The sequence below is a fragment of the Hydrogenophaga sp. 2FB genome (assembly GCF_005503365.1).
Classification (GTDB): domain Bacteria; phylum Pseudomonadota; class Gammaproteobacteria; order Burkholderiales; family Burkholderiaceae_C; genus Hydrogenophaga.
Genome location: NZ_SCML01000026.1, coordinates 14081 through 27212, shown reverse-complemented (window position 1 = coordinate 27212; position 13132 = coordinate 14081). Strand labels below are relative to the sequence as shown.

Genomic DNA, 13132 nt, shown 5'->3' with positions numbered 1-13132 from the left:
TCGCGCGCGCCACCGCGCCGAGCCCCTTCCCACAGCCTCTGGACACATACCATGAACCGCTGCATCCCCGTCGCCGCCCTCTGCCTGGGCCTCCTCACCGCCGCTGCCGCGCACGCGCAAGCCGTGCAGCGCAACTTTCCCGCCAAGGCCCTGCGCGGCACGCTGGTGGTGGCGCAGCCGCCGCTGGTGGCCATGGACGACCAGCCCACGCGCCTCTCGCCGGGCGCGCGCATTCTCGACATCCACAACAACCTGGTTCGCTCGGCATCGCTGATCAACCAGGAACTCGTGGTGAACTACACCACCGACCAGCGCGGCCAGGTCCACCAGGTGTGGATCCTGACCGAGGCCGAGGCCAAGGAAAAACGTCCGGGCCTCGGCACGGAGCGCAACTACACGTTCGAGTCGCTGCAGACCTCGCCCGCGCGCACGCGGGCCAGCGCGAACAACTGAACCATTTCGCGCCCGCCGCGGCCCACGGGTCGTGGCCGCGCATTGATGCCCGCCCCCGCGCGCGCGGCGTCCTTGTCCCCACTGGAATTCCCCATGACCACCAAAAAAGTCTTCATCAAAACCTTCGGCTGCCAGATGAACGAGTACGACTCGGACAAGATGGCCGACGTGATGGGCGCCGCGCAAGGCTACGTGCCCACGCAGGACGTGGAAGAAGCCGACCTGATCCTCTTCAACACCTGTTCGGTGCGCGAGAAGGCGCAGGAGAAGGTGTTCAGCGACCTCGGCCGCGTCAAGCACCTCAAGGAAAAGGGCGTGCTCATTGGCGTGGGCGGCTGCGTCGCCAGCCAGGAAGGCGCCGAGATCATCAAGCGCGCGCCGTATGTGGACGTGGTGTTCGGCCCGCAGACGCTGCACCGCCTGCCCGAGCTGCTGAACCAGCGCAAGCGCCAGGCGATGCCGCAGGTCGACATCAGCTTTCCCGAAATCGAGAAGTTCGACCACCTGCCACCGGCGAAGGTGGAGGGCGCGTCGGCCTTCGTGTCGATCATGGAAGGCTGCTCCAAGTACTGCAGCTACTGCGTGGTGCCCTACACGCGCGGCGAAGAAGTGAGCCGCCCGTTTGACGACGTGCTGGTGGAGGTCGCCGGCCTGGCCGACCAGGGCGTGAAGGAAGTGACGCTGCTCGGCCAGAACGTGAACGCCTACCGTGGCGCGATGGGCGACACCGCCGAGATCGCCGACTTCGCGCTGCTGCTCGAGTACGTGGCCGAAATCCCCGGCATCGAGCGCATCCGCTTCACGACCAGCCACCCCAACGAATTCACGCCGCGCCTGATCGAGGCCTACGGCAAGATCCCGCAACTGGTGAACCACCTGCACCTGCCGGTGCAGCACGGCAGCGACCGCATCCTGATGGCGATGAAGCGCGGCTACACCGCCATGGAATACAAGAGCACCGTGCGCAAACTGCGCGCGATCCGCCCCGAGCTGGCCATGAGCAGCGACTTCATCGTCGGCTTCCCCGGCGAGACCGACGACGACTTCAACAAGATGATGAAGCTCATCCACGACGTCGGCTTCGACGCCAGCTTCAGCTTCATCTTCAGCCCGCGCCCGGGCACGCCGGCGGCCAACCTCGCCGACGACACGCCGCACGCGGTCAAGCTCCAGCGGCTGCAGCACCTGCAGGCCGTGATCGAAGACAACGTGAAGCGCATCAGCGCGAGCCGCGAAGGCACCGTGCAGCGCATCCTGGTGGAAGGCCGTTCGCGCCGTCCCGGGCAGGATGGCGCGGTCGAACTCATGGGCCGCACCGAGTGCAACCGCATCGTCAACTTCGACGGCGGGCCCCAGGCCGATCGCCTCATCGGCCAGATGCTCGACGTGCGCATCACCGAAGCGCGGCCGCACTCGCTGCGCGGCGCGGTGCTGGTGCCCCAGGAAGCGTAAAGCCGCGTGAAACCCCTGCGTTTCTCCTTCCAGCAGTTGCTGCTGGTCGCCTTCCTGTTGATCGGGGCGTTGCTGGGCCTGGCCGCCGTGCGCACGCTGTTCTCGCTCGAAACCCTGATGGCGCAAAGCCGCGACAGTGCGGCACAGGCGATCGCGCTGTCCACCGCCGCGCAGTCGCTCTCCGAACGCAGCCTGACCATGGAGCGCGCCGCGCGCCAATCGCTCGTGCTGCGCGACGTCCAGCTGCGCCGGCGTTTCGACGAGGCCTCGGGCAACGCGCGCGACATCCTGCGCCGGCTCGAAGACAACGAACTGCCGCCCGAGTACGCCACCAACTGGCGCGAGCGGCTCGACGCCATCACCCTGTTGCTCGACGGCCCACCCGAAACGGCGCTGGACCGCGAACGCGAAGTGGCGCAGGCATTCCGCGAAATCGACGGCCACAGCGCCTCGATCGCGCAGAAGGTGCAGTCCATCATCACCGGCCGCAACGAAGCCCTGCAGGCGCGCTTCGAAACCAGCCGGCAGGAACTCACCGAGCAGGTGGTGGGCTCGATCGGCATCGCCGCCATCCTGGCGCTGGCCTTTGGCGTCTGGCTGGCGCGGCCCTTCAAGCGGCTGGAGAAGGCCATTCAGGGCCTGGGCGAGAACCGGCTCGATGTGCCGATCGACATCCACGGCCCCTCGGACGTGCGCCGCGTGAGCCAGCAACTCGATTGGCTGCGCCTGCGCCTGACCGAACTCGACGCCGACAAGGCGCGTTTCCTGCGCCACGTCTCGCACGAACTCAAGACACCCCTGGCCTCGCTGCACGAAGGCGTGGCGGTGCTGGGCGACGGCGTGGCCGGCCCGCTCAACACCAGCCAGGCCGAGGTGGTGACCATCCTGCAGCACAACACCCAGTTGCTGCAGCACCAGATCGAGGCGCTGCTGCGCTTCAACGCAGCGGCGTTCGAGGCGCGCCAGCTCAAGCGCGAGCGCACCGAACTGATCGCCTTGCTCGAAGACCAGGTCGACATCCAGCGCCTGCAGTGGCAGGCCCAGGCCCTGACGGTGCGGGTGGACGGCGCGCCCGTGACGATGCCGCTGGACCGCGAGAAGATCGCGTCCGCCGTGGGCAACCTCCTGTCCAACGCGATCCGTTTCTCGCCGCACGGCGGCCAGATCCACCTCGTGCTGCTGGACCTGCCGGGGCGCGTCTGCATCGACATCGTCGACCAGGGACCGGGCGTGGCCGAGGCCGACCGCGAGCGCATCTTCGAACCCTTCTTCCGCGGTGAACGCCAACCCACCGGCACCGTGCGCGGCACCGGTATCGGCCTGTCCATCGTGCACGAGTACATTCTTGCCCACGGGGGTCGCATCACGCTGCTGCCCCAGCGCCAGGGCGCCCACTTCCGCATCGAACTGCCCCATGCCAACTGACCTGTCACCACCACCCAGCCGCCTGACGCGCGCCGGTTGCTGCACCCTTGTTTCCGTGCTCGCCTTCTGGCTGGCCGCGTGCAGCGCGGCGCCCGCCGCGCCCAGCACCACCGGGTCCGAGGGCGCCTCCATCCCGACCACCCGCCCGCCGGTTGCCGCGCCCACCGTCACGCCCCTGCAGGCCGCACCGGCCCAACCCCCGGTGGTGCTCAGCGCCGAAACACCCCCCGCGCCCGACGTGGTCGCGGCCCTGCTGAGCTACGCCGACCGCCTGCAAGCGCTCAGCCCGACCGACCTGGCGGCCGAGATCGTGGTGCAGGGCGACCCGGGCAATGCGCCGCTGCGCCAGATGCAGCTGGCGCTGGCGCTCATCCATTTGCGCCAGCCCGCGGAAACCGCGCGCGCCCTCGGCCTCTTGCAGCGCGTGATCAACCACGTCGGCGCCGAGAGCCTGCCGCTCAAGCCGCTGGCGCGCCTGCTGGCCAACCGCCTGATGGACCAGCGCAAGCTGGAAGACAGCGCGGAGCGCCAGGCCCAGCAGCTGCGAGAGAGCCAGCGCCGCATCGACCAGCTCAACGAGCGCCTGGAAGCCATGCGCGCGATCGAGCGCAGTCTCACCACCCGGCCGCCCGTCACCCCGCGCCCCACCCCACCATGAGCGACCACACCGCCACGCCGCGCGCCCGCCTGCTCGTCGTCGACGACGACGCGGACATGCTGCGCCTGTTGGCGATGCGGCTGGGCTCCGCGGGCTACCAGGTCACCTCGGTCGGTTCGGCCGAAGCCGCGCTGGCGCAACTCGACATCGAGCGGCCGCAGCTCGTGCTCTCCGACGTGCGCCTGCCCGGGCGCGACGGCCTGGCACTGTTCGACGAGATCCGCGCGCGCCACCCCTCGCTGCCGGTGATCCTGCTCACCGCGCACGGCACCATCCCCGACGCGGTCGAGGCCACGGCGCGCGGCGTCTTCACCTACCTCACCAAGCCCTACGACGCCAAGGAACTGCTCGAGAAGATCGCGCAGGCGCTGGCCCTGGGCGCGCCCGCGCACCAGAACACCCACGTCGACGAGGCCTGGCGCAGCGAGATCGTGAGCCGCTCCAACCGCATGGCCGACCTGCTGGCCGAGGCGCGCATGGTGGCGCAGTCCGACGCCAGCGTGCTGCTGCGCGGCGACTCGGGCACCGGCAAGGAAATGCTGGCGCGCGCCATCCACAGGGCCAGCGCACGCGCCAACCGGCCGTTCATCGCGGTGAACTGCGGCGCGATTCCGGAAGCGCTGCTCGAATCCGAGCTCTTCGGCCACATGAAGGGCGCCTTCACCGACGCCGTGGCCAACCACAAGGGCCTGTTCCAGGCCGCCGATGGCGGCACGCTGCTGCTCGACGAAATCGGGGACATGCCGCCGGCCTTGCAGGTGAAGCTGTTGCGCGTGCTGCAGGAGCGCGCGGTGCGCCCGCTCGGATCGAGCCAGTCGATGCCGGTGGACGTGCGCATCATCTCGGCCACCCACCGCGACCTGGAAGACGCGATGGCCGCCGCGCAGTTCCGCGAGGACCTGTACTACCGCCTCAACGTCGTCACGCTCACCCTGCCCACGCTGGCCGAGCGGCGCGAAGACATCGCCCTGCTGGCCAACCACTTCCTCGCCAAGCTGGCCGCCAAGTACGGCAAGCGCAGCTCGGGCTTTGCGCCCGAAGCGCTCAAGGCGCTGACGATGGCCCCCTGGCCGGGCAATGTGCGCCAGCTCTACAACGTGGTCGAACAGGTCTGCGCGCTGTCGGCCACGCCGCTGGTCTCGCTGGCGCTGGTGCAGCGCGCCTTGCGCACGCCGTCGGTGGAGGTGCTGAGCTTTGCCGACGCCAAGCAGCGCTTCGAGCGCGAGTACCTGGTGGATCTGCTCAAGATGACCGACGGCAACGTGGCCGACGCGGCCCGTCTGGCGCAGCGCAACCGCACGGAGTTCTACCGCCTGCTGCAGAAGCACGCGCTCACGCCCGGTCTGTTCAAGAGCGACGCTGTCGCCGATGAGTGACAGCGTCAAGCTGTTGTTTTGATTAGGGTTTTCCAGAACACCGGCCAGTCCTGTCGCTGTTTGGCGACAAAAACAGGGGGTTCCACCCCCTCCTCAGCCCACTAGGTCCCGGAAACACATCTGGATACCTGAAAAGGCGTTGATTCAAAAGGATTTTTTCGTGTTGGCACAGGGTTTGCCCTTATACCGGCATGCCCATCACGAACCGACCGTTTTTCAGCCTCCAGCGCCTGCGCGCCTGGACCGTGCTGGGCGCGCTGACGGGAGCCCTTTGCGGGGCGTCGGCCCAGTCGCACCGCATGGACTGGGACGCGCTGACCCAACGCGCGCAGACCCTCGCCCAGGAACCCTTTCGGGCAAACAGCGACAAGCTGCCCGACACGCTCGCCAACATCACCTACGACCAGCTGCGCGACATCCGGTTCAACACCGACCAGTCGTTGTGGCGCTCGTCCAACCTGCCCTTTGAAGCCCAGTTCTTCCACCTCGGCCTGTACCAGACCGAGCCGGTGCGCATCCACGAACTGTTGCCCGATGGCCGGGTGAACCACCTGCCTTACCGCCGCGCGGATTTCAACGTCGGCAAGAACACGTTTGACACCAGCGCCTGGGGCGACCTCGGCCACGCGGGCTTTCGCCTGCACTACCCGCTCAACGGCCAGGCCTACAAGGACGAACTGGCGGTGTTCCAGGGTGCGAGCTACTTCCGCGCGCTGGGCGCGGGGCAGGGCTACGGCCTGTCGGCACGCGGCCTGGCGATCGACACCGTGGGTGGCAGCGGCGAAGAATTCCCGCGCTTCAGCGAGTTCTGGCTGCAGCGGCCCGCCGCCGACGCCCAGGAAGTCACCGTGTTCGCGCTGCTCGAATCGCCGCGCGCCACCGGCGCCTACCGCTTCGTGATCCGCCCGGGCCAGCAGACCACCACCACCGTCAGCGCCCGTGTGTTCCTGCGCGCCGGCGCCGGCCCGGTGAACACCCTGGGCATGGCGCCGCTCACCAGCATGTTCCTCTCGGGCGAGAACCAGGCCCTGCCGAGCGACTTCCGCCCCGAGGTGCACGACTCCGACGGCCTGATGATCGCCAGCGGCAGCGGCGAATGGCTGTGGCGCCCGTTGCAGCGTCCGAAGGCGGTCACGGTCAGCTCCTTCACGCTGCAGAACCCGCGCGGCTTCGGCCTGATGCAGCGCGACCGCAGCTTCGCCAACTACGAAGACGTGGAAGCGCGCTACGAGCGCCGCCCGAGCGCCTGGATCAAACCCCTGGGCGACTGGGGCAATGGCCGCGTGGAGCTGGTGCAATTGCCCACGCCCGACGAGACGCACGACAACATCGTCGCCTACTGGGTGCCCGCGCAACTGCCCGCCGCTGGCCAGCCGCTGGAACTGAGCTACGAACTGGCCTGGCAGGGCGATGCGCAACAGCGCCCGCCCGCGAGCTGGGTCACCCAGACGCGCCGCGGCTATGGCTACTCCAAGCTCTCCGCCGCCGAACAGGCCAGCCAGCCGCAGTACGTGATCGACTTCGCCGGCCCCGCGCTCGACGCGCTGCCCGCCAACGCGCCGGTGAAGGCGGTGATCACCGCCGACGCCAACGGCCGCGTGCTGCAAACCCTGGCCTACCCCAACCCCGCCACGCGCACCTGGCGCGTGACCGTGCGTGTGGCACGCGTCGACCCGGCACAACCGGTCGAACTGCGCGCCTTTCTGCAACACAACAACGACACAGTGAGCGAAACATGGACACATCTGTTGCTACCCGAATGAGCGCCGAACCGGCTCTCGCCCCAGCCAACGCACCGCTGGCGCTGCACGGCAGTGCGTCCATGCCGTCCACCAGACCCTCGCTGCGCGAAGAACGCCACCCCAATGCGGCGACGGCCCCACCGATCAACCGCGGCTCCATGGTGCCGCGCCCCTGGCGCGGTTTCTGGAACAGCATCGGCACCGCCATCCTGAGCACGGCCAGCCGCGCCATGCCCCCGCGCACGGCGTCCACCGAAGTCGCCGCGCCGGCCGCCGCCTGGGAGAAAGCCGCCAACCGCCGCCGCGCCGTGTTCGCCCTGCTCACGGTGTTGAGCACCGCCTTCGCCACCAGCCTGTTCGCCGACGCGCAACCGGTGCACGAAAACCCCTGGCTGCAATACGGCCAGCTCGCGCTGTTCGGCCTGCTCTCGGCCTGGGTGGTCACCGGTTTCGTGACCGCGCTCATGGGCTTCTGGGTCTCGCTGTTCGGTGACAAGCACACGCTGCGCGCCGCCGACGTGCGCGAGCACGCCATGAACCCCGAGGCGCGCACGGCGATCATCATGCCGATCTGCAACGAAGACGTGGCCACCGTGTTCGCCGGTCTGCGCGCCACCTGCGAGTCGCTCGCGGCCACCGGCCATGCGCAGCAGTTCGACGTGTTCGTGCTCTCCGACAGCTACAACCCCGCCATCGCCAAGGCCGAGCGCACCGCCTGGGAAGACCTGCGCGCCGCGCTCGCCGCCCAGCCCGACCTGCCGCAGATCGAGGTGTACTACCGCCTGCGCACCCGCCGCAGCCACCGCAAGGCCGGCAACGTGGCCGACTTCTGCCGCCGCTGGGGCAAGGACTACCGCTACATGGTCGTGCTCGACGCCGACAGCGTCATGAGCGGCAGCTGCCTGGTGTCCATGGTCAAGCTGATGGAAGCCAACCCGAAAGCCGGCATCATCCAGACCGCCACCCAGGCCATCGGCCACGCCACGCTGCACGCGCGCGCGCAGCAGTTCGGCTCGCGCGTGACCGGCCGTCTGTTCACGCTGGGCATGCAGTTCTGGCAGCTCGGCGAGTCGCACTACTGGGGCCACAACGCCATCATCCGCGTCGAGCCCTTCATGCAGCACTGCGCGCTGGCCCCCATCAAGGGCACGGGCGGCATGTCCGGCGGCATCATGTCGCACGACTTCGTGGAAGCCGCGCTGATGCGCCGCGCCGGCTACCACGTGTGGCTGGTCTCCGACCTCACCGGCAGCTACGAACAGCAGCCGCCCGACCTGCTGAGCGAACTGCAGCGCGACCGCCGTTGGTGCCAGGGCAACCTGCAGAACTCGCGCCTGATGGCCGAGCCCGGCATCCACCGCGTGCACCGCACCATGTTCGCCATTGGCGCCATGTCCTACCTGTCGGCCCCGCTGTGGCTGGCCTTCATGAGCATCGGCACCGCGCTGTGGACCGCCCACACCGGCGAAATCCCGACCTGGCAGGCCGTGCCCGAGGAGCTGCGCGCGCTGTGGATGTGGACGCTGACCATGTTGTTCATGCCGCGCGTGCTGGGTCTGGTGGCCGTGTTCATGAAGGGCGAGCAGAAGTCCTTCGGCGGCACCGTGGGCCTGCTCGGCAGCTCGGCGGTGGAAACGCTGCTGGCCGTGATGCAGGCGCCCATCCGCATGCTGGCGCACTCGCTGTTCGTGCTGGTGGCCATCACCGGTCTCAAGCTCGAATGGAAGTCGCCCCCGCGCGAAGCAAACGGCGTGAGCTGGAGCGATGCCGTGTCGCGTCTGGCGCCCATGACGGCCGTGATCGGCCTGCTGGCCCTGGGTGTGGCCGTGATCAACGCCAACGCGCTGATCTGGCTCGCCCCGGTCGCCCTGCCCCTGCTGCTGGCCGTGCCGCTCACCGTGGCCACCAGCCACGTGGAGCTGGGCGCCTGGATGCGTTCGCGCGGCGTGCTGCTGATTCCCGAAGAATCGTGGTCGCCCGCCGTGCTGCGCCGCGCCTGGCGCCATGCCAGCCGCTTCGCGCTGCCGCACGCCGCCTGAAATTCCCTGCTGTCACACAGGCAAAAAAACGCGCCGCATTTGCGGCGCGTTTTTTTTCGCCTGGCGCTTTCGGCTTGGGCTCTCAACGCAAGACGCTGTAGTTCGCCGGCACGAAGCGGTAGCCCTTGCCGTCGCGGCGCAGATGGCCGATGCCCGGGAACGAGAGGTGCGACGCCGCCACCCAGTAGCCGTTCTTCGCGGCATCGGCGTACGCCTTCTGGCGCTGCGCGGCGGCGGCCTTGCTGTCGGTGTCGAAGGCGATGGTGACGGCCGGGTTGGCGAACTGCACCGCCGCCACGTGCATCAGGTCGCCCCACAACACCAGCTTCTGGCCCTTGCTCTCCACCACGTAGGTGCTGTGGCCGGGCGTGTGGCCCGGTGAGGCCAGGGCCTTGATGCCGGGCACGATGTCGGTGTTGCCCTTGAACGGTTTGAACTGCCCCGCCGCCTGGTAGGGCTTGAGCGCGGCCATCGCGCCCTGGAAGAAGCCCTTGGCGTCGGCCGGGGCCTTGTCCATGCTGGACTGGCTGAGCCAGTGGTCGGCGTCGTACTGGTCGGCATGCACGGTGGCGTTGGGGAACGCGCGCTGGTCACCGGTCACAAGGCCGCCGACGTGGTCGGGGTGCATGTGCGTGATGACCACCGCATCCACCTGCTCGGGCTGGTAGCCGGCGGCCTTGAGGTTGCCCACCAGCTTGCCCAGCGTGGGGCCGAACAGGCCGGCCGCGCCGGTGTCCACCAGCACCAGCTTGTCGCCGGTGTTGATCAGGTAGGCGTTGACCGAGGTTTCGAGCGGCGCTTTCAGGAACGACTGGTTCAGCGCCGTCGTGACCTTGCCGGGCTGGGTGTTGGTGAGCAGTTTGTCGACCGGGAGATCCACCGTGCCGTCGGACAGCGCGGTGATTTCGAAGTCGCCCAGCATCATGCGGTAATAGCCCGGCGCCGACGTCTTGACCATGGGGGCCCCGGCGTGCGCCCAGGTGGTCAGGGCCAGGGCGGATGCGCCGAGCGCGGTTTTCAGCCAGCGTGTGGATGTCATCGAAGCACTCCCAGGAAGTTGAGGGAGCGTCAGGATACGACTTCGCCGGCTTCGGCGCTTGCTCAAACCCGCACCGGTTTGCGCCGCGCCCGCTGCGCCTGCCACCAGCCGCCCAGCTGGTTCACCACCAGGCCCATCAGCACCGCCCCTGCGCCCAGCCATTGCTGCGGCAGCGGCCATTCGCCAAAGAATGTCCAGGCCGACCACAACCCCACCACCGGCACCAGCAGCGAAAACGGCGTGACGCGCCCGGCGGGGTGGCGCTTGAGCAGGCGCGTCCACAGGGTGTAGGCCAGGAGCGTGGCAAACCAGGCCAGGAACACCACGGACAGCACCGCCGGCCAGCCGATGCGGGCGAGTTGGTGGGCCACGGTCCGCGGTCCGTCCATCCACAGCGCCAGCGCGATGAAGGGCACGATCGGCACCACGCTGCTCCAGACGATGAAGGGGAACGGGTCGTAGTCGGCCACGCGGTTGGCCAGGCGCGCGACGATGTTGGAGACCGCCCACATGAACCCCGCCGAGAGCGTGAGCACGAAGCCGGCCAGCGTCATCTGCCCGGGGCCTTCACCGTGCGCGGTTGCGATCAGCAACAGCCCGCCCAGCGCCACCAACAGCCCGAGCCATTGCGTGCCGCGGGCGCGCTCGCCCAGCAGGGGTGCGGCCAGCAGCAGCGTGAAGAAGGCCTGGGTCTGCATCACCACCGAGGCCATGCCCGCGGTCATGCCGAGCTGGAGGCCGAGGAACAGGAAACCGAATTGGCCCAGGCCCTGCGCCAGGCCGTAGGCCACGAGGAAACGCCAGGGCAGACGCGGCCATTTCACGAACAGCAGGAAAGGCAGCGACGCGGCGGCAAAGCGCAACGCGCCGAGCAGCATGGGGCCGATGCCTTGCAACCCGACCTTCATGACCACGAAGTTCAGACCCCAGATGACCACCACGGCCAGGGCGCGCAGCAGGTCGCCACGGGACAAGGGCAATGCGTTCATGACATCACCCTCACCGGTCGTCCATTCGTGTTGCGCGCGGCCACGAATGCCTCAAACGCCTCGGCGCTGGTCTTGCGTGGCGTGTAGCCAAAGCGCTCCTTGAGCGCGGTGTTGAGCAGCACCGGGCGGTAGCGCAGGAAGTCGAGCTGCTCCGGGCCGTAGCGGCTGATGCCCAGCGCCGAGCCCGCGTGCAACAGCGTGCGCAACACACCCGCGGGCAGCACACGCTCTTTTTTGTTCAGGCGCGCGGCGATCTCGTGGAGGGTGAGCGCGCCGTCGCCCGCGAGGTTGTAGCAACCGGGCACGCCCTGCCCGTTCAGAGCGTGCAGGATGGCGCCGGTCACGTCTTCGTCCCAGACGAAGACGAACGGGCTGTCGCTGCCCGCGATGCTCAGGATGCGCGGCTTCTCGAACAGCGCGGTGATCTGGTTGTCGACCCGCTCGCCCAGGATGGTGCCGATGCGCAGCACGGTCTGGCGCAGTTCGGGGTGGTTCGTGCGCGCACGCGCCAGCATTTCTTCCACCAGGCGCTTGTGGTGCGCATAGGCAAACACCTCGTTGCCACGCAGCGGGTGGTCTTCGGTCAGCCAGGCCGGGTTGTCGGCGTGGTAACCGTAGGCCGCGCCGCTGGACGACACCACCAGGTGCTGCACGCTATGCGCCAGGCAGGCGCGGATGACGTTGCGCGTGCCACCCACGTCGACCGCGTACTCGAACGCGCGGTTCGAGCCCTTGCCCGGGGTGACGATGGAAGCCAGGTGCACCACGGTGTCGATGGCGTGCATCGCCACGGTGTCGGCCAACGCGGGCGCGCGCACGTCCTGCTGCACATAGACCACGCCCGGCAGGCGGCGCTCGGGTGGCACCTCGCGCACGTCCACCGCCACCACATGCTGGTGGGTGCCTGGGTCGCGCGCCAGGGTTGCGATCAGGCTGCGGCCCAGAAAGCCGTCCGCGCCCGTGACGAGGATGCGCCGTGCGACCGGCGCCTTGTTGTATGCGGAGAAACTCATGCCTTCGATTCTGCCGCCACCTCGGGCATGCCCCCTTGCAAGGGACGGCGCGACCACCAGCCCGCGAGGATCAGGCCGGCGATGATGTCCCAGAAGCCCCACACGCCCGCCACCACGGCCATGCCACCCAGGCCGCCGAAGAAGCTGAAGATGATGACCAGGCCCAGGCCAGCGTTGCGGATGCCGACCTCGATGGACAGCGCGCGGCGGTCGTAGTCCGACAGGCCCGCGGCGCGCGCGATGGCGTAACCCGTGCCGAACGCCAGCGCGTCGTGGATCACCACCGCGAGCAGCACCAGGCCCACGTAGTCGAGGAAGTAGCGCCAGTTGCCCGCGATCGCGCCGACGATGAAGGCGATGAGCGCGAGGAAGCTGATGATGCGCAGCGGTTTCTTGAAGCGCGCGGTCCAGTTCGGGAAACGGTGCGAGCACCACAGGCCGAGCACGAAGGGAATGCCGATGATCAGCAGGATGTGGCCGACCATTTCCAGCGGGTCGAGCGCGATGGTCTTGAGCAGCGGCGCGGCCGTGGGGTGGATGCCTCCCCAGAACGCGAAGTTCAACGGCATGGCGACGATGGCGATGGCGTTGGACACCGCCGTCATCGACACGCTGAGCGCCACGTTGCCGTTGGCGCGGTGGGTGAGGATGTTGCTCACGTTGCCCGGTGGGCAGCAGGCCACCAGGATCATGCCCAGCGCAATGCTCGGGCCCGGTTGCAGCAACAGCGTGAGCACGAAGGTGATGGCCGGCAGCGCGATGAACTGCGCGACGATGCCGACCGTGAACGCCAGCGGCATGCGCGCCACGCGGCGGAAGTCGTCGATGCGCGTGTCCAGCGCGATGCCGAACATGAGGAAGGCCAGCACGGCATTGAGCACGGCCAGCGAGGCGGGGTTGAAGTTCAGGCGGATTTCGTCGACGGGCAGCATGCGTGTCTCCTGTT

11 protein-coding genes are annotated in these 13132 nt (G+C 68.6%); 7 read left to right on the top strand and 4 right to left on the bottom strand.

Features of this window, described 5'->3' with window-relative positions; translation table 11 throughout:
• Positions 1–51: 51 nt before the first annotated feature.
• The 7 genes from FFS09_RS16325 to mdoH all read left to right on the top strand — a co-directional run bounded on the left by FFS09_RS16325 (position 52) and on the right by mdoH (position 9145).
• Positions 52–453 (top strand): hypothetical protein, encoded by a 402-nt coding sequence (locus FFS09_RS16325; RefSeq protein ID WP_212745114.1) that lies wholly within the window; start codon positions 52–54, stop codon positions 451–453.
• A 93-nt stretch (positions 454–546) separates the two neighbouring features.
• Positions 547–1905, top strand: coding sequence for a tRNA (N6-isopentenyl adenosine(37)-C2)-methylthiotransferase MiaB (miaB, locus tag FFS09_RS16320; RefSeq protein WP_137919958.1), 1359 nt, complete (start codon positions 547–549; stop codon positions 1903–1905).
• A gap of 6 nt (positions 1906–1911) precedes the next feature.
• Entirely contained in the window at positions 1912–3330 is a 1419-nt protein-coding gene (locus FFS09_RS16315) for a sensor histidine kinase (RefSeq protein WP_137919957.1), read from the top strand.
• The gene (locus FFS09_RS16310; protein ID WP_137919956.1) at positions 3320–3988 is read left to right on the top strand and encodes a hypothetical protein; all 669 of its coding nucleotides are present in this window, start codon (positions 3320–3322) and stop codon (positions 3986–3988) included. The genes FFS09_RS16315 and FFS09_RS16310 overlap by 11 nt, the downstream gene beginning before the upstream one ends.
• Positions 3985–5364 carry a sigma 54-interacting transcriptional regulator gene (locus FFS09_RS16305; protein ID WP_137919955.1) on the top strand — a complete coding sequence of 460 codons (1380 nt, stop codon included), beginning with the start codon at positions 3985–3987 and terminating at the stop codon, positions 5362–5364. Before FFS09_RS16310 ends, FFS09_RS16305 begins: the two co-directional genes overlap by 4 nt.
• Before the next feature lie 191 nt (positions 5365–5555).
• Positions 5556–7127, top strand: coding sequence for a glucan biosynthesis protein G (locus tag FFS09_RS16300; RefSeq protein ID WP_137919954.1), 1572 nt, complete (start codon positions 5556–5558; stop codon positions 7125–7127).
• A gap of 59 nt (positions 7128–7186) precedes the next feature.
• Positions 7187–9145, top strand: coding sequence for a glucans biosynthesis glucosyltransferase MdoH (gene mdoH / locus FFS09_RS16295; protein ID WP_252374398.1), 1959 nt, complete (start codon positions 7187–7189; stop codon positions 9143–9145).
• An 82-nt stretch (positions 9146–9227) separates the two neighbouring features.
• On the opposite strand, the gene FFS09_RS16290 is transcribed toward mdoH, so the two are convergent.
• From FFS09_RS16290 to FFS09_RS16275, 4 genes are all read right to left on the bottom strand, one after another.
• Entirely contained in the window at positions 9228–10184 is a 957-nt protein-coding gene (locus tag FFS09_RS16290; RefSeq protein ID WP_137919952.1) for an MBL fold metallo-hydrolase, read from the bottom strand.
• Positions 10185–10246: 62 nt separating this feature from the next.
• Complete coding sequence (locus FFS09_RS16285) at positions 10247–11173, bottom strand: EamA family transporter (protein ID WP_137919951.1); 927 nt, start codon at positions 11171–11173, stop codon at positions 10247–10249.
• On the bottom strand, positions 11170–12186 hold the full coding sequence (locus FFS09_RS16280; RefSeq protein WP_137919950.1) for an SDR family oxidoreductase: 1017 nt from the start codon (positions 12184–12186) through the stop codon (positions 11170–11172). Before FFS09_RS16280 ends, FFS09_RS16285 begins: the two co-directional genes overlap by 4 nt.
• Positions 12183–13118, bottom strand: a complete 936-nt coding sequence (locus FFS09_RS16275) for a bile acid:sodium symporter family protein (RefSeq protein ID WP_137919949.1) — start codon at positions 13116–13118, stop codon at positions 12183–12185. The genes FFS09_RS16280 and FFS09_RS16275 overlap by 4 nt, the downstream gene beginning before the upstream one ends.
• Between the last annotated feature and the right edge of the window lie 14 nt (positions 13119–13132).